The organism is Candidatus Nitronauta litoralis (assembly GCA_015698285.1).
GTDB lineage: Bacteria > Nitrospinota > Nitrospinia > Nitrospinales > Nitrospinaceae > Nitronauta > Nitronauta litoralis.
In genome coordinates this window covers 18,808-38,604 of record CP048685.1, presented here as the reverse complement: position 1 = coordinate 38,604, position 19,797 = coordinate 18,808, and the positions used below count along the sequence as shown (strand labels likewise).

Below are 19,797 nucleotides of genomic sequence, written 5' to 3'. Positions count from 1 at the left end.
CAAATAACTAAAGGACTCTTTTTAGGTAATGCCGGAAGCGCTCCGGTCTTTTCGAGGTTTTTAAAATATGGTGCCAATTGGTTTTTCGAAAGTTTTCCGGCAGGGCCCTGCTTTTTTTATTTTTACATTGCTCTCCGTTTTTTTTGCAGGAGTTTCAGGCCACGCAACCGAATTTGAAGAAAGTTTAAATAGTCCTGTTTATTCCAACAACCCGATTGTTGCGGTGGTGGAAGGAAAAACAATTCATCTGAATGATCTTCGCGATGCGCAGGTTCATGAACTTATGGTTCAGGTTTTTCAATTGCAGAAGCGCAAGTTGGTTGAGAAAACCATGAAGGTCCTTGGTGAAAAATATCCTGATTTAAAATTGTCAGGAACCCCTAAGGTCACCAAAGAAGAAATCGTAAAATTTTACCAGTCCACTCCCGAGGTCAGATCCATGGGGCCGCTGGAGCAATGGAAAGAAAATATCCGGGACTATCTCAAGAGACTCAAACGGGAAAAATATCTCAAACAGGTAGCCGAAAAGTTTAATAGAGCAGCGAGCCTGGGATATGTTAAAAACTACCTTGTTCCTCCATCCGATTTTAAGTTGGTTGTTGGATTGGGAACTGCAATGCGTTGGTTTCCCAGTGAAACGGATTCCCGTCGAAAGGTATTTCTTTTGGAATACTCTGATTTTGAATGCCCTTTCTGTAAACGGGTTCAACCAACCCTGGCCAAGTTGAGAAAAAAATATTCCAACGACGTTCAGTTTGGGTATCGACACTTCCCCTTGCCTTTGCACAAAGAGGCCACCAGTCTGGCGGAGGCAGTAGAATGTGCCCGGGATCAGGGGCGATTCTGGGAGTTTCATAATCTTGTCTATCAAAACTCTGCTATTGCCAATGGACCCGATGGTGTTTTTAATCTTGCCCGTAAAGCTGGCGTAAAAAATATAAAGGGTTTTGAAGATTGCTGGTCTGCTGGTAAGTATCGAAAACGGGTACAGGAAGATGTTCAGGCTGGGGTTAAGATTGGGATTCGAGGCACTCCGACATTTATCATTGGTCAATACAATCCTGGTCAAGGGACCGTCTCTGGAGAAATGTTTTCTGGCGCGGTGCCTGAGGAAAAATTTGTCAAAGTCATTGAAAAGTATCTGACCCAATGACCTGGTAGTCAGGAAATTTTTCAGGAAAAATGCACACAGAAAATTACAAAAAGATTATTCCCCCAAGGCCCTGTGGAATCGTCCTTACTGTTCTGATGTCCATGGCCTTGTCGACCCCTGCGGTTGGATTCGATTGGAATTCGTCTCATAGCGACAGTGAAAACGAGAAATCGGTTGCGGGGATCAGGGTTGAAGCCTTCAGCGACCAGGAAGTCCTGAGACCGGATGACCAGTTTGAATTAAACCTGGTGGTTTCGCTTGATGAGGGTTGGCACATTTATTCCCTGGAGTCCCAGGATGATCCCACCCTGCCAACCCGTATAATCCTGAAAACCAATTTGACCGATGTGGGGGAAGACTGGAAGGAATCGACTCCCACCATTATGAAAGACCAGATATTAAACCGCATGGTTAAAGTGCATTTAGATCGTGCAGAGTTCAAGCGTACTTATGTTGTTCCCGGTAATCTGGGGCCAGGTCATCATCCGGTTCGTGGGTTTCTCACTTTCCGGGCCTGTGACAACCGGGTTTGCACAATGCCTCGCAAAGTAAGGTTCAACACCCTGATTCAGATAGTGGCAAAAGACCAGGTTTGATTTGGTCTTAACCCGCCTGCCATTTTCAAAGCATCCAGGAATCGCCATGCGTCAACTCATGCAGGAACAATTGCCTGCTGCGACCCGTAACCTTTTGGACAGGGTTGCTGTGCTTGCGACCAAAAATGATTTCCACGTATATGTAGTGGGAGGATTTGTCCGGGATCTCCTTCTTCAAATCAAGAACCTGGATATCGATCTGGTGGTGGAAGGTGATGGACTTAGGTTCGCGGAATTACTGGGCTCAGAACTCAATGCCAAAATAACCCCCCACACCAGATTTGGGACTTCCGTTCTGGACCTTGAGGATGGCTCTCATCTGGATGTCGCCACGGCACGCCTGGAAATTTATAAAGAACCTGCTGCCTTGCCTACCGTTCAACCTGGAAGTATCCGTGAAGATATGGGCCGACGGGATTTCTCGATCAACAGTCTTGCGATCAAACTGGAGCCTGAAGGATGCCATCTGTTCCTGGACTTCAATCAGGGGAAACTGGATCTCGAACAAAAGGTTATTCGAGCTCTCCATCCCAAAAGTTTTGTTGATGACCCAACCCGAATTTTTCGCGCCATTCGGTTTGAGCAAAGACTTGGCTTCGCGTTGAATCAGGAGACCAAAACATGGTTGGTGGCAGGCATCCCGGTAATTGAAAAACTCAGTGGGCACCGGCTCTTTAATGAGCTTGTTGCGATTTTCATGGAAAAGGATGTTACCGCCTGCCTTTGGCGACTACAGGAACTTGGAGTGATAAAAGGAATTGACCCGGAAATCTACTGGGAAAAAGTTGACTGGCAAAAACTCGAACGGTTGGGAATCGAAGCGAATAAGCCCGAAAACCGTGTTTCGATCGGGGAGGTCGACCAGGTTTTTATCTGGTTGCTTGGGATGTTATGGTCCCTGGACGAAAAGGTGTTTTTACGGGTATTGGACCGGTTTGGCCTTAAAGGTGGCGCAGGTGAAAAACTGATAAAAGACAGAGAATATTGCATAAGCGTTTTAGATAAATTTGAAGAATCAAGACCGGTTTCCTCTGTCGAGGTTTACGAGACTTTTTCTTCTATCTCTATTGAGGCAGCTTACTGGCTTTTGGCCGTTTCAGAAAATAAAGCGATCGGGTTGGGGGTCGACAGGTACTTCTCATATATTAAAGAAGCCAGTCACGTTTCATTGACAGGCGATGATCTGATTTCCCTGGGACTCAAGCCGGGTCCTTTATTCCAGAAGGTGTTTCAAGAACTATGTCGGGGGCGACTCGAAGGTAAAATTCATTCTCGTGAGGATGAAAAGACATGGGTCAGAGAAAAGTATCTCACCGAAGGATGAACACGGCAGTATGGTATACTTTCCCTCTAAAATAAAAACCGCATTTTCAAACGAGAAAGTTTCCTGATATGGCAAGTGTTGAATACCTCATCAAACAATTCCTGAGCCCCGATCGGCGGACACTGGATTTAAGTAATTACAATATAGGGGACAAGGGTGTTTCTTCTCTGATTCAGTCGAAGCAACTAAAGCGATTAAGAAAACTGCGTCTGCCAAATAATAATATCGGAGATGTCGGTGCAAAAGAAATCGCCGAATCTGAAATTTTTAAGAATCTGAATGAGCTTGAGCTGTACAGCAACGTGATCAGCGATGAAGGTGCGGTTGCCATTGCCACTTCTCCACACATGGCCAAGTTAAAAAAACTGGGTTTGTATGGAAACCTGATCGAGGATGAAGGTGCGATAGCAATTGCGGATTCTGAAGTGCTGAAAAAGGTAACCCACCTCTATCTCTCAGGCAACAGGATTCGAAAGGATGGCCTGGATGCACTCAAAAATGCACGGTGTCGTACACGTCTCTGTCATTTGCATATTGATGACCTGGAAGACCTTGGTTATGTTGATGAAGATGACGAGGATGATGAAGATATGGTGTACCGCCCTTCCTGGCGCGATGAAGAGGATGAAGAATGATCACACCGTCAACAAACCATACAATTTTGCATTTGTTTAAGAAGTTTCTATTGGTGGCCATTTTTCTCGGTTTTACGGCACCTGTTTTGGGGCAACTTGATGAAAAGAAAATTGATTATGACGCTGTTTTTGCCGCTGGTTTTTTACGAGGTGGTACAGTGCTCAATCTCTCGGGGAAAAAAATTGGGGATGAGGGTCTTGAAAAACTTTTAAAGCTGGGAGACAGGTTAAAGAAAGTCAAAAGCCTGGACCTGCGTTACTGCAAGTTGTCAGAAAAAGCCGGGGATATGCTGGCAAAATCCGGCGCTTTCCCCAACCTGAAGAAACTTGAGATTCGACATAATTATTTAATGGATGCTGGTACGGTAGCCTTGGCAGGTGCAGTCGGGATGACCAAGCTCGAAAAACTGGGGCTGGGCTGGAATGAGGTGCGCGATGCGGGAGCTTTGGCTTTGGCTCAGTCGGATAAGTTTCCCAGGCTTAAGAAGCTGGACTTGCGAGGAAATTTCATTGCAGATAAAACAAAGAACGAGTTAAAAGAAAAACTGGCCCACCTGAAAAAGCTCAAACTGGAAGCCAGTTTATAATTTGATAATTCCCGAGTCTTCATCAAAAACGAACTTCTCGCCACCCGGTGCTTCGTAACGGATTTCTTTCACCTCCCAGATGTGCATCATTTTGACATCCGCTTCAGCAGCACGGTATCGGCCGTTCTCTTTCCGTTGGCAAAGCAGGAATTTATTGGCATTGTTTGAAACAATGTCCCATTCCTGAAAATCACTTTTTACTTTATTGTTGTCCCAGTCGATATCCAGAATATTCATAGCAAAGAAATTCCCTGATGATTTGTTTGAAGTGCACCTCTTTAAACTCATTAACACATTCAGGTTATAAGGCCTGTGAGCCGCGGATCTTTAGATCAGCCTTTAAGAGGTTTGGGGTCGTTGTTAAAAGTGCATATCCTGAACCAGTTTCCTCGCTTTGGCAAGCGTATGGCTTCGCGTCGGTTTGGAATTTTTTAAAACGATGCGGGCCAGGTGAACCTGCGAGTCGATTTCCTGGTCAGGTGAAATGCCTTTTGATTTAAGATATTGGCGGATTTCCGATTCCTTTACAGTTAAGGGGTCCAGCCCTCTGAGTTTACGTTTGGTCTTCGTTTTTTCTGTGGAACGCTTTTCCTCAGGGTCGGGGGGGAGATCTTTTTCAATACGAATTTCAGGTGTAATCCCTTGTTCTGTAATGTCGATTCCCGAGGGAGTGAAGTACTTGGAGGTGGTCAGACGCAATCCTGAGCCGTCGCTCATTCTGAAGATGGTCTGTACCGATCCTTTCCCATAAGAGTTTTCTCCAATCAGGATCGCTTTCCCGGAATCACGAAGAGAGCCCGCCACAATTTCCGAGGCGCTGGCGCTATGCCCGTTGATCAATACAGCCACCGGTAGTTTGCTCAGGCTCTCGGAAAACATCGCATCGTATTCCTGAGAGTCGCGCACATGTCGTCCTCGGGTGTAAACAATGAGCCGCCCTTCTTCAAGAAAATGACTGGCCACGAGAACAGATTGATTCAACAACCCGCCTGGATTGCTACGAAGGTCGAGGACCAGCGCCCGCATGCCTTTTTCAGTTGCCTTTTCGAGGGCCGCTTCCAGTTGTTCATTGGTCCGTTTGGAAAAACTGGAGATCTTGATGTATGCCGTATCGTCTTTTAACCATTTGAATTCGACGGACTCAATGTGAATGACCCTCCGGGTCATGGTGAAGCGGCTTTTCTCTCCTGTTTTTGGTCTCAGGGTACGGATTTTTACCTGTGTGTCCGGCAACCCTCTCAACCGGGCGGCCAGTTCGTGAATCTGCATACCCTTGATTTCTTCACCATCGACATGCGTGATGATGTCTCCCTTCAGTAACCCGGCCTCTTCTGCCGGTGAACCTTTCATCGTTTTGACAACGGTGAGTTTCAGGTCTTCCAGGGTGATAACCATTCCGAGGCCACCATATTGCCCCTCTGTGTCTCGCATGCTGTTTTCAAATTCCTCAGGGTTCAGATAAAGCGAGTAGTTATCAAGGGAACTCATTATTCCATGAATGGCGATGGTCTCAAGCTGATCCTCTTTTATTGAATCAGTATGATGTTTAAGGAGGAAGCGAAACACTTTACGGGCGCTTCTCAGATTGTCATCGTAACTGTAGTTGAGGTGGAACATAAGTTTACTACTGCCGGACACAATGGTTTTCCCATCCCCATGCTCTGTAATTTCAAGTGCCCCTTCCGGTGGCATACTCAGCATGGCATCGATGACAGAACCAAATAGCTTGCGGTAATCCGGCGGGTAAACATATTTATCCGCCACCAGGTCCAATACCTCTTCAAATATTTCCAGTTCTTTGTTAAAGAAACTGGCTTGAGCTTGAACAGAGGTAAATCCGGCTCGCTCCAGCTTTAACGGGGTGAAAACGGTGGCGACAACCAGGGCAAAAGCTAGCCCTAATTGCAGGATTGGAAACCGTCGCCGGGGCGGATTACTCTTTTGGGGCGGGGATAAGGTCACTGCTTCAGAATGTCTTCAAGAATCACCGCAAGGTTCTCCGTCATCAGGTCAACAGACCCTCCAGAAATACTGGGTGTGACCTTGAGAACTCCATTGATGATAACGGTGGGTGTTTCATTAATTTCATATTGCTTGGCCTTGGCCATGCCTTGTTCCACTTGTTGCTTGATTGCAGGCGACTGCATGCCGCTGGTGAATTCTTTTTCAATTCCGTGGTCCCGCGATAATAATTTGATAACGCGCGGTTGGAATATATTGATTTCCATCAGGAAGTTCGTGTCGAACAACTCCCGAGTGAATTTCTTTTCAATACCGTGTTGGTCAGCTATGTAGTAAGCCATAGCGGGGTAGGGGGTCTGGTTTCCCCAGTAAACTGGAACCTTCTTGTGGAATACTTTTCCCTTGAACTGCTTGTGAAGTTTTTCCGAGGTGTCCAGAAATTTGTAACAATGCCCACAGGAATAATTGAAATACTCTTCCATTTCCACCTGTTTCAAGCCCTTGAGCTTGGCAAGGTCCCCGATCACTTTGTACTTTCCCTTGAGGGAACCGTCTGCCGCTATTCCGGCCTGGGGAATGAATAAAGTCAACATGATGAGCAGGGTGAAGAGGGTTCTCATGAAAATCTCCTGGGAAATTATAGGGCTAAATGTTATGCCCATCTAAATAAGTGCGGGCCACCCGAGGCCGCTGAAAAGTATCCGTTTCAGACGTACTGAAACATTATAATTCATTTTACCCCGGCTTAAACCGATTTGGGGTATTTTCTCGACCTTGAAAAACTTTGAAAAATCTTGGTTTAAGCGAAAGGTGGCTGGAGGAGGGGCCCTTTTTCTGGATCAGTGCTTTATTTTCGGCCAGTATTTTTCGAAGCTGAAATTGGGGCTGTGGTTTCGAACGTGGCATTTGCCGCAGGCATTTCGGGCTTCTTTGGCGAACCCTCCCTTGGGCGACTGGGTGTGTTTCTTTTGGGGACCATGACACATTTCGCACTGAACATTTTTAAGCTTGGGTGTGTCGACAGCACTTAAAAATCCGCCCGTTTGATTAAAACCGGTGGTGTGGCAAATCAGACATTCGGGGTCGAAGGCCTTGTTCACCTTCAGGAGAGTCTTATAGGCGTGTCCGTGTCGCGACTGTTCCCACTTTGTATGAGTTTCCGCATGACATGTTTTGCAGGTCTTGTCTGTAGCATAAATTGAAGTTTTGTTTTTACGCTTGGCCTTGAGTGTTTCCATGAATATAGATTCGACACCGTCATTGTATTCACTGTACAAGGCAGTCATCTCGGGATCCGAAGGAATATTTGAATCGAGTTTTATAATTTTTGTGTTAAAGGTTTTGGTGCCGTCGGCGTTCAGTGTGACCTTGAGCTCTCCCAGTTTTTGTCCTCGCGGGCCAGGTTGGACAAACAATTTGCCTTCGCGCTCCACCGGATTGAAATCAACCAGATGCTGATCGTCATGAATGTGTCCGTTGATGATGAGGTCGACACCCTTCACCTTTAACAACTTGAGCGCCGCCTCTTTTTTCATGTGAGTGAGTAAAACGATTAAATCCGGATTTTTCTTTTGCAACTCAGGCAGCCTTCGGGCAAGGGCTTTTTCAGGCGACTCGACAGTGACATTAGAGTGTCCGCCTCCATAAAACAACTCTGGCTCCGCAACCGAAATCAACCCGACTTTTAAACCGTTAGACAGTGTTTTGACCTTGTAAGAAGGCACAGGCAATTCTTTTATTTTTACATTTGCCGAAAGCCAGGGCAGGGCGGGCAACTTTTTTAGGAAGGAGTTTCCATAAACCAGATCCTTTTCGCCCAGGACAACCGCATCGTATTGCATTTGCTGCATTGCCTTCGCCATGGTCCCAGCTTTCAATCGCCCTTGCCGCGACGGTTCCTTAAAATTATCGCCGACATCCACACGAACGAACGGAATGTCCTTAGGCTGTTTGTTTAAAAAATAACCCATGCGACGTTCGATGCCACCCTGATCTTCTTCCTTGGCACAGCCGCAGGGTTTCAGTTCTCCAAGCGCCTGCCCCGAAAACACGATTAAAATTTTCCCGGTTTTACCTGGGGTGGTTTCCGCCTGTTGCGCGGTCAAGCATCCGGCAAGGGTCATGACAAGGATGGCGAGCACCAGTCGTTTTCTGCAATTGAATTGAAAAAGGCGGCTTAACATGAATTTTTTTTCTCTCGTTAGTGTTCCGGTCAAGAGTATCCAATATTTCCGGTTAGTGCAAACAGTGAGCATACCGGATGTTTTCATTTGGAAGCCATTTAAAAGTGTTACACTAAAAATCAGTTTAACCATAAGGGGCAGTGCATCCTGACATGACCCTGAACCCGGAGCTCCTCTCATTTATGCCTCGTAGACCCTTTGAAATTCACATGCATTCTACGTTTTCGGATGGAGAATTTCATCCACGCGACCTGGTTGATATTGCCAAAAAGCAGGGAGTCGGAATTTTATCTCTTACTGATCACGACACGTTTTCCGGTCTGCCATCTTTTCTTGAGGCTGCCAGGGAAAAACAGGTTGAAGCGTTTCCCGGGATAGAAATCACCGTAGCCTATCGGGACTTTAACCTTCACCTGTTGAGTTACTTCAAGGATCTGGAATCGATTCAACCGGAACTCTGGACCCGTGTAGAAGAAATGCGTCAGCAAAGGATCGATCGTATGCATGAATTGATCGCTCGGATTAATGAAGTGATCCCGGACCGTTTTCGTGGCACCATCAAATTTGAAAACGTAGAGCGGGCATCAGAGGGGGTGCTGGCCCGACCTCACCTTGCGGCGGAGATGGAAAGGTTGGGGATTGTGAAAGACAGAAGGGAAGCGTTTGATCTTTATCTCGTCAAATACAACGTCGAAAAAGACAACCTTTCTGCTCAGGAAGCATTGGAGATGGTACGTCGGAGTAATGGTATCCCGGTGATTGCCCATCCAGGGGAACGAACCTATTCTCTGGTGAACCCGCAGAAAGGGCGTATGCCGGAACACGCACCTGCCATGGTGGAAGAGTTGAAAGGGTATGGCCTGATGGGGCTCGAATGTGTCTACCCCTATCACGAAAAAACCGGCCAGGTTGATTTTTTCAAGAACCTTGCAAAATCATTCGGTATGATAATAACCGGAAGCCGCGACTTTCACGGTTCCCCGACCAATCAAAAAAGGAATTTGATGGGGACCACCCAGATGGAACCCGACTGGCTCGACCAGTTTCGCCTGGCCTGGGGATAAAATATTTTTTGGAGTGTTTAAAAACATGAAAGAAACGCCAACGTTTGAAAAAGCTATTGAGGAAGCCCAGTCCGAATCTCCGGATATCGTGAAAATGTTGATCCTGTTGAATCAGTCCGTGGCGGAAGGCGATCCCCGTGCGGCCTACACACTCGGTTCCTGGTACCTGCAGGGACAGAACGTGGACAAGGATGTGGAGAAAGCTATTCCTTTGTTAAATCAAGCGGCAGAGGATGGCGTGCTGGAAGCGCTGTTTGACCTTGCGGTTTGCTACGAGCAGGGTGTCGGCATGGATCAAAACCCGCGTCTGGCGTTCGAACATTATTTAAGAGCCGCTCTGGGGGGAGATCCCGAAGCTGTGCATGAAGTAGGACGTTGTTATTTTTACGGAGTGGGTGTCCCCGAAGACAAAGCCCTCGCCGAAATCTGGCTCGAACATACAGAGGGTGATGATATGGAAGAGGGCCCAGGTGATGGTAAAGAGGGATGATGCAGGATGATTTCCCTAAATGAGATATGGGAAACTTTTATTCATTCCTCAGAATGACATACTATGGTTTATAGCGTTTGATAGAATCTAATTTCAATGCTCCAACTCGTTAAAAAAACAAAAGGCACCATCCTGCCATTCTGAACCGCAGGTGAAGAATCTCGCCTTTGCGTTTGGTTTATTTCCTCACTTTAAAACATCTTGTCCTGCTGGCCTTGTTGGGGCGGGATTTTGCCGAAATGTTCGAAGGCCAGGGCTGTGGCCACGCGCCCACGTGGGGTGCGGTTAATAAAGCCGCATTGCAACAGGTAGGGTTCCAGCACGTCCTCAATGGTATCCCGCTCTTCGTGAATAGATGCCGCCAGTGATTCCACCCCGACCGGTCCGCCACGAAACTTATCAATCAATGTGGTCAGCAGTTTGTGATCCATTTTGTCGAGTCCTTTTGGATCAACTTCCATCAGCGACAGCGCCTTCTCCGCAATTTCTTTGGTGATAACGCCATCGCCCTTGACCTGCGCGTAATCCCGTACCCGCCTCAGCAGTCGGTTCGCAATGCGTGGTGTGCCTCGGGATCGTCTTGCGATTTCCTGGCACCCGTCAGGGTTCATAGCAATTTTCAGAATACCCGCCGACCGACTTAATATCTGTTGCAGGTCATCCGCATTGTAAAAGTCCAGTCGATGCACAATTCCGAACCGGTCGCGCAAGGGGGAGGTGAGGAGTCCCGCCCGCGTTGTCGCCCCAATCAACGTGAACGGCGGCAGGTCGAGTTTCACCGAACGTGCGCCGGGTCCCTGGCCGATCATGATGTCGAGTTGAAAGTCCTCCATCGCCGGATAAAGAATTTCCTCCACCTGTTTGGGCAGGCGATGAATTTCGTCGATGAATAACAGGTCGCCTTTTTCAAGGTTGGTGAGCAGGGCCGCAAGGTCTCCCGCCCGTTCAATCACCGGGCCCGATGTGGTTTTAATCTGCCCCTGCATTTCTTTCGCGATGATATGCGCCAGTGTTGTTTTGCCTAGACCAGGTGGTCCGTAAAAGAGGGAATGGTCGAGCGCTTCGGAACGCATACGCGCCGCTTCTATGGAGATGGCGAGATTGTTTTTTACTCCATCCTGGCCGATGTACTCATCGAAACCCGCTGGACGCAGACTGGTCTCCACCTGTATTTCATCGGGCTCTGAATTCGGATCGAGTTCGCGGTCGGTGGTCATTTGCGTTTGTCGGAGGAAAGCAGGTTGAGGCTGTCGCGGATGAGGGTTTCGATGGAATCCGTCGTTCCTTTTTCATTCAGTCGGTCGAGCGCTTTTTCCGCATCCGGTTTCTTGTAACCAAGATTGATCAGAGCAGACAGGGCATCGTCCCTCATTGGATTGCTGGATACAGGCGCGGCTTCCCCTTGTTGGCCCACAGGTGCAGCCAGTTTGTCGCGTAGTTCCAGGGCGAGCCGTTCGGCAGTTTTCTTTCCGACACCCGGGATGGCGCTGAGTCGTGCCACATCGTTAGATGACACCGCCGCCCACAACTCCTGAAATGGCAGGCCTGATAAAATCGCGAGAGCCAGTTTAGGACCCACTTTGTTTATTCCGATCAACACTTCGAAGATCTGTTTTTCCTGCAGGCTGAAGAATCCAAACAGACGCAAGGAGTCTTCACGCAGTCTTGTGTGGATGTGCAGGGTGGCAGGGGCACCGGGGGCCGGTAAATCGTAAAAGGTGGATAGCGGGATGAACACTTCATAGCCCACGCCACCGGCGTCGACAATGACGACCTCCGGCGTTTTTTCGATCAGTGTCCCTTTGAGTAAAGCGATCATATTGAGTCAGTTTTCTGTCTGCCAGGAACTATGTGTCAAATATCGTGAATAAAGAGGTCGCATTTCAATAAGCTCAGGGTGACACAAAATATTCCATGCCTGTCATTCTGAACGAAGTGAAGAATCTCGCCTTGGCTTTTAATTTTTGCAAAACTTCTCAACCTGTCAGGCTCCAGCCTGCTGCAGTTTCTTTTTGGTGGAAAAATTATTGAGGTGGCAGATGGCCACCGCCAGTGCGTCGGAAGCATCGAGTGAACCGGGTTTCGATTTCAGTCCCAGAAGCTGCATGACCATCGCCTGTACCTGTTTTTTATCGGCCCGACCGTAACCGACAATCGATTGTTTTACTTCAAGCGGAGTGTATTCGTGGATTGCGACATTTGATTGGGCTCCTGCCAGCAGGATTACACCACGCGTTTGCCCCAGTTTGATAGTCGATTTGGCGTTGGTTGCGAAGAAAATATCTTCCAGAGAGAGAGCCGTCGGGTCAAATTGCTCAATCACCGCTTGCACGCCTTCATGGATAGTCTTCAACCGATCAGCAAAAGGTTGTTTACTGTTGGTTTTGATTGTGTCGGTATGAATGAGCTTTAGTTTGCTCCCTTTTGCCTCGACAATGCCAATGCCTGTTGCCAGACTTCCGGGGTCGACACCGAGTATTCGATCTGGGGAGGAATCTGACATGGGCCGATTTCGCAGGAGGAACTCCGACAGGCGGAGAGGATGAGGAAGATGGAGGGACAGTAAAAGGGGATCAGTGGAAAAATCAGGAATCTTTTTCGAGTACTGCCATCACATCATCCGGGATTTCCAGATTGGAATAAACCTTTTGAACATCGTCGTGATCGTCGATCAGATCCAGTAGTTTGAGGTTGGACCGTGCTGCTGCCTCGTCTACGGGAGTTGTGTTTTTGGGAAGCGCAGTTAGTTCTGCAGTTGTCATTTTGAGGCCCTGTTGTTCAAGCGCCTTATGCACAAGGTCAAAGCTTTCCAAGGGACAGGTGATTTCAAACACATCGTCGACCACCTGTAAATCTTCCGCTCCGGCATCCAGCACTACTTCCATCATTTCGTCTTCAGTTTTGCCTTCGGCAGGCACCACAAAGAACCCCTTTTTTTCGAAGATCCAGGCAACACAGCCGTTTTCTCCCATGCTGCCACCGTTTTTTCCCAGAATGGCGCGGATTTCACCGACTGTCCGGTTTTTGTTATCCGTCACCGTCTCGATAAGGATGGCCACACCGCCGGGTCCGTACCCTTCATATGTGATTTCCTCGTAATTGACCCCTTCAAGTTCACCAGTGCCTTTTTTGATGGCACGGTTGGTGTTTTCTCCCGGCATATTGGCAGCTTTTGCTGTTGCCAGAGCCTGCCGCAACCGTGGATTTCCCTCAGGATCTCCGCCACCCAGCCGAGCGGCGACTGTAATTTCCTTGATGAGTTTGGTGAAAATTTTACCGCGCTTGGCGTCTGTTGCGGCTTTCTTGTGCTTGATTGTGGACCACTTGGAATGACCAGACATAGCAATTCTCTCTTATTAATAAACGCTTGTAATCTAGCATAAAAGGGCAGGGGGGACAACGCGCACCCTGTTTCATTGTGAAATTCCCGGTGTTGTTTTAACATGCCCTTGATAAACTGAATTTCCCTCAATTTCTTACCATGAAAAATAACCCCGAAACCAAAACTGTCCAAATCACCGTCGCCGGAAAACCCATGGAGGCCAGGGAGGGGCAGACCATTGTCCATGCCCTATGGCAGGCCGGTATGGCGAGCGAAGTAATGACCGGTTGTCTTGGCGGGGTGTGTGGGGCCTGTACTGTTTCCGTCCGCTACCCTGATGGCCGCAAGGGAGGAACAGAACTGGCTTGCCTTCATCAGGTGGAAGAAGGTATGCAGGTGTTCCCATTCCCGGTTGATCCGATACCAACCAAACCTCCGGTAAAAGAGCCGGATGCGGCCAAACTCCGGGAGGCCTATCCCACTCTTGACCGTTGCACCAAATGCGAAAGTTGCACCTATGCCTGTCCGATGGATATTCCTGTTATGGACTCGGTGCTTCGAATGCAAAAAGGGGAGGTTGAACAGGTGGCGCAGGATTTCACAACCTGTATCCACTGCGGGCTTTGCCGGGCAGTGTGTGAAGATAAAGTCGAGCCACATCAGATGGGCATGTGGGTCCGGCGTTCTCTCGGGCAAAGTCTGCCCAACATGACACCTCAGGAAGAACCAGAGGGTGAGGCTGAACGCGAATGGGGTTATTTGATGGAAGGGACACTGGAGCAACGTCTGGAGCGTGCCCGCCAATTTCGGACCCAGGAATCGCTGAATTCATTGGAGGATTCGAAGGAATGATGGATTGGGCGGGAGATCAATTGAGGCAGATTGAAGCCACTCGCAGGCAGCGTTTGGATGAGTCTGCTCCAAAAATGGACGACTCCAAGGCGAGCACATTGCTTGAGAATTTTCATCCTGATTTCAAGGGATTAGAAAGATTAGTTCAAGTTGGACCTCAGGCTGGAAAATTGAAATGTCTGTCCGAAATTGCTGAATTACTGGAGGCGGACAGTCCACTACCCGCCGTGTTTGAACCATCACCAACTCTCGAAACAGACGTACTGGTTGTCGGAGGTGGGGGGGCTGGATTGGCCGCTGCGTTGACCTTGCAGAACTCAGGATTGCAAGTGACCGTTGCCACCAAACTTCGAATAGGAGATGCCAATACCCTCATGGCGGAAGGCGGGATACAGGCTGCGGTGGGATCAAATGATTCTCCTCGTCGGCATTATGCAGATACCGTTGTGGGTGGACATGGGAAAAATGTCCCCGAGTTGGTTCGACTTCTGGTTGAAGAGGCCCGACCTGCTATTGATTGGTTGACGCAGCTTGGGGTTCATTTTGGGAGGACCGAGAAAGGCTATGAGCTTAAACCCGGTGGGGGAACATCTACTCCGAGGGTGCTTTCCTGTCAGGATGTCACCGGCCTCGAAATCATGCGGGTTTTGCGCGACGCCGTGTTCCATGGTCCTGCGCAACTGCTGGAGGGCCATTCTGCAGTGGAGCTGTGCGATGACGGTGAAGGTCGCGTAACGGGTGCTGTATTGTGGAATTCAGAAGCCAAAGAACTGGTTACGGTTTCGGCGCGGGCGGTGTTGCTGGCTACCGGTGGTAGCGGTCAGCTCCGTTTGCAGGGGTTTGCAACAAGTAATCACCTTGGAGCAACGGGAGATGGTCTGGTTCTTGCCTGGAGGCAGGGGTGTTCGCTGGTGCATCTGGACAGCTTTCAGTATCATCCCACCGGTTCTGTTTTTCCGGAAGCCATTGCTGGGCAATTGGTGACTGAGTCAGCCCGGTCCATGGGAGCGCAATTGCTGAATGCTGAGGGGAAACGTTTCATAGATGAGTTGTCTTATCGTGACCGGGTGGCGGCGGCAATAATCAGGGAAGTGAGTGAAGGACGGGGAGTGACGACACCTGCCGGGCGACAAGGGGTCTGGCTGGATACCCCTCTTATTGACAAGAGGCAGGGGGAAGGTACGCTGGCCCGTCAATTCCCCGGCATGATCCATCGTTTCAAAAAATATGGAATTGACCCCTCGACCCAACCGTTATTGGTATACCCCACCCTGCATTACCAGAATGGTGGTGTGGCCATTGACCAGGAAGCCCGGACCGAACGCGAGGGCCTCTGGGCTGCGGGGGAAGTGACCGGGGGACTGCACGGAACCAACCGGTTGATGGGCAATTCACTTCTTGATATCATCGTATTTGGTCGCCGGGCCGGTGAGTCGATAATCAGCAATATAAAAGATAGAGGCCCCGTTACCTTGTCTGCACTTTCCCGATTTCGCAAGGAACGCGAAACTGTTTCGGGATTGTCCCAACAAAAGGCGCCCCAGCTATACCCAACGGTTTCAGGCATGAAGTTTGAGCTGAAACAGGCACCTTTGGAAAAGCCCGGTGACGATTCTTTTTCCCAACAGGGTTCTGCCGGAGGCTCTTCTTTTGAACCTCCCGATCCCTTCTCCGCACGTTAACCCCATCCCAAAAAGTTCCCATTCTCATGATCCTTCAAACATCTGATAAAAAATCAATAATTGTTCAAAAAGTTCTGGTGCGCCGTGGAGAGACTTCACTCGGCGAATGGTTGACCCGCTCCCTAGTCGATGGAATTCGCGATGGAAAGCTGGAACGCACAGACGAATTTTCCGGTGATGGTCGTCATTGGGCGGTACTGAGTGAGCACCACCAGCTGAAACAGTATTTTCCTGAGCTTCCAACTTCACAGGAACCCCCCGGTTTTTGCCAGCAACTCAGTGAGATGGCGGATCTTCTCGAAGACCTGCAGAAAAACTGAATATGGATCCTGTTTCACTGCTCGTTTTATTAGCTGTGGGAGTGGGTGTCTGGTTTTTCTTTTTTAAGGGAAGCAGGATGCGCCCGCCGGAAGCTGTGCGGGGTTTATTGAATGGACTTGGAGGTGATTACAAGGTTATCAGCGGGATTATCCGAATGCGGGGTGAAGGGATGGATCGTATTGATCACGCGGTCGTGTCCAGGTTCGGGGTTTTTATTATTCTTGAAGTGACAGAACCAGGAGCTCTTATTTGCAGGATAAATTCAAGGGAGTGGCCGCGTAAAGGATTGGGAAAAGAAATGGCCTTGCACAATCCGGTGTGGCGGAACAGGAAAAGGATTAATTCTCTGGAGGAGATACTGCCCGGAGTTCCCCTATTCAATCTTGTGGTGATTGTGAATGCGCGGTTGCAAGGGGAGCGGGGGCCTGAGGTGGTGCTATTCGATGGCCTGTTGAGCGCAATCAGAAAGAATCAGAACCCGGTGTTAAGTGCAGAACAGGTTGAGGAAACCTGCTCTAAGTTAAATAATCTTTGATAAAAATTAAAAAAGCCGGCAGGGGGTTTTTTATCCCCGCCGGCTTGTTTTATATTTCTTCAGGCGGTTACGTCAACCTGCTGCCCGGGTGCACTCTGCGGAGTGCTCACGGCTGTTTCGAGCAGTTTAGCGACATTTTCACCTTCCTGCTTTTGAACGTCGTTTGCTGTCTTGGCACCCGCAATGGAAAGCTGGTTTCCTGCAGACGCGTTGGCTGCGGTTGAACTGACTACGGGGTCAGTCATAACAATGTCCTCCCTTCAAAGTTATCCCCTCCCGTGGATAAACAAGTACCTGATCGTCTTATCGGATAAATATTGAAAAAGTTTAGCCTGGGGTGAAATAATTTTTGGAATAAACGTTATCTTGACACTCCCCGGTCTTATTGCGATAAAATGCAATTAAAACAAGATTTTGCAAAGGAATTAGTTGAATGAAAAAAGCGAACAACTCATTGTTTTTATTGGTTTTGATTGTTTTTGGGCTGATTGGGTCTTTAGTTTTGGTGGGCCCTGCTTTTGCCAGTAAGTCATGCGATACCTCCAAGTCCACCATTTGCACTATCGAAATGTGGCTGGCACATAAGCAGAAAAAACATAATAAAGAAATACGACAGTTTCTAAAGGACAGGCCGGTCAAGGTTTTGAGGAGAACAATTCAATACTGGCGGCCCAAGGGTGGCCATCCACCTCAAAATATTGCTATCGGTAATGGAATCAGTGCTGAAGATGCCCGCTGGTTAATCGATCTGGCTATAGAGAGAAATGATGGGATCACCATGCTTGTTGTCCAGCGATTGAATCCGCCCAATTACGCTGCGGTAGGCACTTCCGCCTGGGATGAAAAGTCTTTAATTCCGATCACTCCGGAAGAACTTGAGAGTTTGCGGGATCCCAGTTTAAATACGGCGCAGTTTCACCAGCTTTACATTAAATTGACGGGCGAGGAGAATATACCAAGTGCATTTTATTGATTGGGAAGGGAATGGGCCGCTACTACCAGGTTCGAAGGCTTTACCCCCGGAATCTTTTCAATTGGACAAATGATAAGGGATTTGATATAAGCAGAGCTTTCACACCAGCCCATGGCTATGTTTTAACTCATTGATTTCACTCCAAAACCATTAACTTTTTACAGATCGAGTAACCGTGCAGTCATTTGTGTGGATTCAGGAAATAGTGGGTATGGCTCCACCGCCACCCGCGGACGGTCAGGCCCAGAGTCAGGGCAGTTTGCTGGCGTTGTTACCGCCAGTGATTTTCATGTTCCTGATTTTCTGGTTCATGTTGATTCGACCCCAGCAGAAAAAGCAACAGCAAACCCGCAAGATGCTGGATGATTTAAAAGAGGGCGATAATGTGGTCACCCTGAGCGGGATACACGGCACAATTAAGAAACTAAAAGAAGATGTTGTCACCCTTCAAATTGCGGAGAACGTCCGTATCAAAATCAACCGCTCCTCCATCGGCACCACACGTAATGGAAATGAAAGCTAGGCACTGGTAGATGCACCGTAATCTCCGTTGGAAAATTCCCCTTATTCTTCTTGTTGTGCTGGGGTCCGTCTATTTGGCCTGGCCTCTTAAGGACAAAATTAATCTGGGCCTGGATCTTAGAGGCGGGATGCATCTGGTTTTGGAGGTGCAGACTGAAAAGGCTGTGGAAGCGGGCCTGGAGCGTCGTGCCAACGATATTAAAAAAGCTCTTGAGGATGACGCGATTGAAGTGGACCGCCTGAAGGTGGATCAAGAGACCGCACGTCTTAAAATTCTTTTGGTCGATGCCTCAGATATGGCAGGAACAGAAGACCGTATGCGGACCTATCCAGGCTTAACCAAGGTTGAAATATCAAGTGACGGGCTCGAGGCAATTTACGAACTGAAAAATGATGAACGTGAATTCATCAAGCAAAATGCGGTGTCCCAGGCACTGGAGATTATTAGAAACAGGGTCGACGAATTTGGCGTAGCCGAGCCTTCCATCCAGATTCAGGGGGAACGTCGGATTCTGGTCCAGTTACCGGGAATCAAGGACCCCAAAGTTGCAATAGAACTCATCGGAAAAACGGCGCGTCTGGAATTCAGATTAGTCAATGAACTGGTCAGTCCCGATGCTGCAACCTCAGGTGGCCTTCCTCCTGACAGTGAAGTGCTGTACGAGCGGAATATAGATCCAAAAACGGGAGAAGTAATTAAAGGTGATGGCGACCCGATTGTCGTTAAAAAGCGAGCTGAACTGACCGGGGAAATGCTCACCAACGCGGATGTGCGTTTTGACAGTTCAAACAATATGCCGTACGTGTCACTGACGTTTGACAGTATCGGTTCCCAGTTGTTCTACGACATCACTTCTAAAAATGTGAAAAGACGGTTGGCCATTGTTCTCGATGAGAATGTTTACAGCGCGCCGGTTATTCAGGAAGCGATTGCCGGAGGCCAGGCCCAGGTCACGGGATCTTTCTCCACTGCTGAGGCACGTAATCTTGCGATTGCGCTACGTGCCGGTGCCTTGCCGGCTCCTGTTAAAATCCTGGAAAACCGGACGGTTGGGGCCTCGCTGGGTAGTGACTCCGTAAAGGCCGGTGTGAAATCTGTTCTTGCGGGATTCGTCGCCGTCCTGATCTTCATCGTAATTTATTACCGTCTATCTGGAATGGTTGCGGTGATGGCCTTGTTCCTGAATATCGTATTGCTGTTGGGAGCACTGGCCTACTTCAGGGCTTCGCTGACCTTACCGGGTATTGCGGGAATCCTGCTCACAGTGGGTATGGCCATCGATGCGAACGTATTAGTGTTCGAACGCATTCGAGAGGAAATTAAAATTGGTAAAACGGTGAGGGCCGCGATCGAAGCTGGGTTTGAAAAAGCGTTTCGAACAATTGTCGATGCCAACGTCACGACGTTCATTGCTGCTATCGTTTTATTTCAGTTTGGAACCGGGCCGATCAAGGGTTTTGCGATCACGCTTTGTATTGGCATCCTGGCCAGCATGTTCACCGCTGTTTTTGTCAGCCATGTGGTTTTCGATTCGGTGCAAGCCCGCAGGAAACTGGAAAAGCTCAGTATCTGAGTCACGGTAAAACTTAACGGAA

At 48.6% G+C, this 19,797-nt stretch carries 23 protein-coding genes; 14 read left to right on the top strand and 9 right to left on the bottom strand.

The window, feature by feature from the left end:
• Nucleotides 1-67: 67 nt before the first annotated feature.
• From G3M70_00180 to G3M70_00160, 5 genes are all read left to right on the top strand, one after another.
• Nucleotides 68-1,153, top strand: coding sequence for a thioredoxin domain-containing protein (locus tag G3M70_00180; GenBank protein ID QPJ60391.1), 1,086 nt, complete (start codon nucleotides 68-70; stop codon nucleotides 1,151-1,153).
• Nucleotides 1,154-1,182: 29 nt separating this feature from the next.
• Nucleotides 1,183-1,749, top strand: a complete 567-nt coding sequence (locus tag G3M70_00175; protein ID QPJ60390.1) for a hypothetical protein — start codon at nucleotides 1,183-1,185, stop codon at nucleotides 1,747-1,749.
• A gap of 46 nt (nucleotides 1,750-1,795) precedes the next feature.
• On the top strand, nucleotides 1,796-3,073 hold the full coding sequence (locus G3M70_00170) for a CCA tRNA nucleotidyltransferase (protein QPJ60389.1): 1,278 nt from the start codon (nucleotides 1,796-1,798) through the stop codon (nucleotides 3,071-3,073).
• Between the two features lie 68 nt (nucleotides 3,074-3,141).
• Complete coding sequence (locus G3M70_00165) at nucleotides 3,142-3,708, top strand: hypothetical protein (GenBank protein QPJ60388.1); 567 nt, start codon at nucleotides 3,142-3,144, stop codon at nucleotides 3,706-3,708.
• Nucleotides 3,705-4,295: a hypothetical protein gene (locus G3M70_00160; protein QPJ60387.1), complete on the top strand. Its 591-nt coding sequence runs from the start codon at nucleotides 3,705-3,707 to the stop codon at nucleotides 4,293-4,295. Before G3M70_00165 ends, G3M70_00160 begins: the two co-directional genes overlap by 4 nt.
• On the opposite strand, the gene G3M70_00155 is transcribed toward G3M70_00160, so the two are convergent.
• The 4 genes from G3M70_00155 to G3M70_00140 form a co-directional block, all read right to left on the bottom strand.
• Complete coding sequence (locus G3M70_00155) at nucleotides 4,290-4,532, bottom strand: hypothetical protein (GenBank protein ID QPJ60386.1); 243 nt, start codon at nucleotides 4,530-4,532, stop codon at nucleotides 4,290-4,292. The genes G3M70_00160 and G3M70_00155 overlap by 6 nt on opposite strands.
• Nucleotides 4,533-4,655: 123 nt before the next feature.
• On the bottom strand, nucleotides 4,656-6,257 hold the full coding sequence (locus G3M70_00150; GenBank protein ID QPJ60385.1) for a S41 family peptidase: 1,602 nt from the start codon (nucleotides 6,255-6,257) through the stop codon (nucleotides 4,656-4,658).
• Nucleotides 6,254-6,877: a thioredoxin domain-containing protein gene (locus G3M70_00145; protein QPJ60384.1), complete on the bottom strand. Its 624-nt coding sequence runs from the start codon at nucleotides 6,875-6,877 to the stop codon at nucleotides 6,254-6,256. The genes G3M70_00150 and G3M70_00145 overlap by 4 nt, the downstream gene beginning before the upstream one ends.
• Before the next feature lie 219 nt (nucleotides 6,878-7,096).
• Nucleotides 7,097-8,380, bottom strand: coding sequence for a hypothetical protein (locus G3M70_00140; GenBank protein ID QPJ63651.1), 1,284 nt, complete (start codon nucleotides 8,378-8,380; stop codon nucleotides 7,097-7,099).
• 242 nt (nucleotides 8,381-8,622) lie between these two features.
• Between G3M70_00140 and G3M70_00135 the strand changes: the two genes are divergently transcribed.
• Entirely contained in the window at nucleotides 8,623-9,504 is an 882-nt protein-coding gene (locus G3M70_00135) for a PHP domain-containing protein (protein ID QPJ60383.1), read from the top strand.
• Nucleotides 9,505-9,529: 25 nt separating this feature from the next.
• Nucleotides 9,530-9,994 (top strand): sel1 repeat family protein, encoded by a 465-nt coding sequence (locus tag G3M70_00130; GenBank protein ID QPJ60382.1) that lies wholly within the window; start codon nucleotides 9,530-9,532, stop codon nucleotides 9,992-9,994.
• A 191-nt stretch (nucleotides 9,995-10,185) separates the two neighbouring features.
• Here G3M70_00130 and ruvB read toward each other — a convergent pair whose 3' ends face one another.
• From ruvB to G3M70_00110, 4 genes are all read right to left on the bottom strand, one after another.
• Nucleotides 10,186-11,211: a Holliday junction branch migration DNA helicase RuvB gene (ruvB, locus tag G3M70_00125; GenBank protein ID QPJ60381.1), complete on the bottom strand. Its 1,026-nt coding sequence runs from the start codon at nucleotides 11,209-11,211 to the stop codon at nucleotides 10,186-10,188.
• Nucleotides 11,208-11,813, bottom strand: coding sequence for a Holliday junction branch migration protein RuvA (gene ruvA, locus G3M70_00120; GenBank protein ID QPJ60380.1), 606 nt, complete (start codon nucleotides 11,811-11,813; stop codon nucleotides 11,208-11,210). The genes ruvB and ruvA overlap by 4 nt, the downstream gene beginning before the upstream one ends.
• Before the next feature lie 165 nt (nucleotides 11,814-11,978).
• Nucleotides 11,979-12,497: a crossover junction endodeoxyribonuclease RuvC gene (ruvC, locus tag G3M70_00115; GenBank protein ID QPJ60379.1), complete on the bottom strand. Its 519-nt coding sequence runs from the start codon at nucleotides 12,495-12,497 to the stop codon at nucleotides 11,979-11,981.
• An 82-nt stretch (nucleotides 12,498-12,579) separates the two neighbouring features.
• Nucleotides 12,580-13,335 carry a YebC/PmpR family DNA-binding transcriptional regulator gene (locus tag G3M70_00110; GenBank protein ID QPJ60378.1) on the bottom strand — a complete coding sequence of 252 codons (756 nt, stop codon included), beginning with the start codon at nucleotides 13,333-13,335 and terminating at the stop codon, nucleotides 12,580-12,582.
• 140 nt (nucleotides 13,336-13,475) lie between these two features.
• Here G3M70_00110 and G3M70_00105 point away from each other — a divergent pair, with 140 nt between their 5' ends.
• From G3M70_00105 to G3M70_00090, 4 genes are read left to right on the top strand one after another with little or no spacing between them, the layout of a single operon-like run.
• Entirely contained in the window at nucleotides 13,476-14,168 is a 693-nt protein-coding gene (locus tag G3M70_00105) for a 4Fe-4S dicluster domain-containing protein (protein ID QPJ60377.1), read from the top strand.
• The gene (locus G3M70_00100; protein ID QPJ63650.1) at nucleotides 14,168-15,850 is read left to right on the top strand and encodes an FAD-binding protein; all 1,683 of its coding nucleotides are present in this window, start codon (nucleotides 14,168-14,170) and stop codon (nucleotides 15,848-15,850) included. Before G3M70_00105 ends, G3M70_00100 begins: the two co-directional genes overlap by 1 nt.
• 26 nt (nucleotides 15,851-15,876) lie before the next feature.
• Entirely contained in the window at nucleotides 15,877-16,170 is a 294-nt protein-coding gene (locus tag G3M70_00095; protein ID QPJ60376.1) for a hypothetical protein, read from the top strand.
• A gap of 2 nt (nucleotides 16,171-16,172) precedes the next feature.
• Complete coding sequence (locus tag G3M70_00090) at nucleotides 16,173-16,706, top strand: NERD domain-containing protein (protein QPJ60375.1); 534 nt, start codon at nucleotides 16,173-16,175, stop codon at nucleotides 16,704-16,706.
• Between the two features lie 59 nt (nucleotides 16,707-16,765).
• Here the strand turns inward: G3M70_00090 and G3M70_00085 are convergent, their stop codons facing one another.
• Nucleotides 16,766-16,951, bottom strand: coding sequence for a hypothetical protein (locus G3M70_00085; GenBank protein QPJ60374.1), 186 nt, complete (start codon nucleotides 16,949-16,951; stop codon nucleotides 16,766-16,768).
• 188 nt (nucleotides 16,952-17,139) lie between these two features.
• Between G3M70_00085 and G3M70_00080 the strand changes: the two genes are divergently transcribed.
• From G3M70_00080 to secD, 3 genes are all read left to right on the top strand, one after another.
• Nucleotides 17,140-17,679, top strand: a complete 540-nt coding sequence (locus tag G3M70_00080) for a hypothetical protein (protein QPJ60373.1) — start codon at nucleotides 17,140-17,142, stop codon at nucleotides 17,677-17,679.
• A 211-nt stretch (nucleotides 17,680-17,890) separates the two neighbouring features.
• A complete protein-coding gene (gene yajC, locus G3M70_00075) occupies nucleotides 17,891-18,202 on the top strand; it encodes a preprotein translocase subunit YajC (protein QPJ60372.1) in 312 nt (103 codons plus the stop codon).
• A gap of 10 nt (nucleotides 18,203-18,212) precedes the next feature.
• Nucleotides 18,213-19,775 (top strand): protein translocase subunit SecD, encoded by a 1,563-nt coding sequence (gene secD, locus G3M70_00070; GenBank protein QPJ60371.1) that lies wholly within the window; start codon nucleotides 18,213-18,215, stop codon nucleotides 19,773-19,775.
• Nucleotides 19,776-19,797 lie beyond the last annotated feature (22 nt).

What these genes read in the sequence shown, in the direction of transcription:
- G3M70_00180 (QPJ60391.1), top strand. Translation starts at nt 68, where the DNA reads ATGGTGCCAATTGGTTTTTCGAAAGTTTTCCGGCAGGGCCCTGCTTTT.
- G3M70_00175 (QPJ60390.1), top strand. Translation starts at nt 1,183, where the DNA reads ATGCACACAGAAAATTACAAAAAGATTATTCCCCCAAGGCCCTGTGGA.
- G3M70_00170 (QPJ60389.1), top strand. Translation starts at nt 1,796, where the DNA reads ATGCGTCAACTCATGCAGGAACAATTGCCTGCTGCGACCCGTAACCTT.
- G3M70_00165 (QPJ60388.1), top strand. Translation starts at nt 3,142, where the DNA reads ATGGCAAGTGTTGAATACCTCATCAAACAATTCCTGAGCCCCGATCGG.
- G3M70_00160 (QPJ60387.1), top strand. Translation starts at nt 3,705, where the DNA reads ATGATCACACCGTCAACAAACCATACAATTTTGCATTTGTTTAAGAAG.
- G3M70_00155 (QPJ60386.1), bottom strand. Translation starts at nt 4,532, where the DNA reads ATGAATATTCTGGATATCGACTGGGACAACAATAAAGTAAAAAGTGAT.
- G3M70_00145 (QPJ60384.1), bottom strand. Translation starts at nt 6,877, where the DNA reads ATGAGAACCCTCTTCACCCTGCTCATCATGTTGACTTTATTCATTCCC.
- G3M70_00140 (QPJ63651.1), bottom strand. Translation starts at nt 8,380, where the DNA reads ATGACCCTTGCCGGATGCTTGACCGCGCAACAGGCGGAAACCACCCCA.
- G3M70_00135 (QPJ60383.1), top strand. Translation starts at nt 8,623, where the DNA reads ATGCCTCGTAGACCCTTTGAAATTCACATGCATTCTACGTTTTCGGAT.
- G3M70_00130 (QPJ60382.1), top strand. Translation starts at nt 9,530, where the DNA reads ATGAAAGAAACGCCAACGTTTGAAAAAGCTATTGAGGAAGCCCAGTCC.
- ruvB (QPJ60381.1), bottom strand. Translation starts at nt 11,211, where the DNA reads ATGACCACCGACCGCGAACTCGATCCGAATTCAGAGCCCGATGAAATA.
- ruvA (QPJ60380.1), bottom strand. Translation starts at nt 11,813, where the DNA reads ATGATCGCTTTACTCAAAGGGACACTGATCGAAAAAACGCCGGAGGTC.
- ruvC (QPJ60379.1), bottom strand. Translation starts at nt 12,497, where the DNA reads ATGTCAGATTCCTCCCCAGATCGAATACTCGGTGTCGACCCCGGAAGT.
- G3M70_00110 (QPJ60378.1), bottom strand. Translation starts at nt 13,335, where the DNA reads ATGTCTGGTCATTCCAAGTGGTCCACAATCAAGCACAAGAAAGCCGCA.
- G3M70_00105 (QPJ60377.1), top strand. Translation starts at nt 13,476, where the DNA reads ATGAAAAATAACCCCGAAACCAAAACTGTCCAAATCACCGTCGCCGGA.
- G3M70_00100 (QPJ63650.1), top strand. Translation starts at nt 14,168, where the DNA reads ATGGATTGGGCGGGAGATCAATTGAGGCAGATTGAAGCCACTCGCAGG.
- G3M70_00095 (QPJ60376.1), top strand. Translation starts at nt 15,877, where the DNA reads ATGATCCTTCAAACATCTGATAAAAAATCAATAATTGTTCAAAAAGTT.
- G3M70_00090 (QPJ60375.1), top strand. Translation starts at nt 16,173, where the DNA reads ATGGATCCTGTTTCACTGCTCGTTTTATTAGCTGTGGGAGTGGGTGTC.
- G3M70_00085 (QPJ60374.1), bottom strand. Translation starts at nt 16,951, where the DNA reads ATGACTGACCCCGTAGTCAGTTCAACCGCAGCCAACGCGTCTGCAGGA.
- G3M70_00080 (QPJ60373.1), top strand. Translation starts at nt 17,140, where the DNA reads ATGAAAAAAGCGAACAACTCATTGTTTTTATTGGTTTTGATTGTTTTT.
- yajC (QPJ60372.1), top strand. Translation starts at nt 17,891, where the DNA reads ATGGCTCCACCGCCACCCGCGGACGGTCAGGCCCAGAGTCAGGGCAGT.
- secD (QPJ60371.1), top strand. Translation starts at nt 18,213, where the DNA reads ATGCACCGTAATCTCCGTTGGAAAATTCCCCTTATTCTTCTTGTTGTG.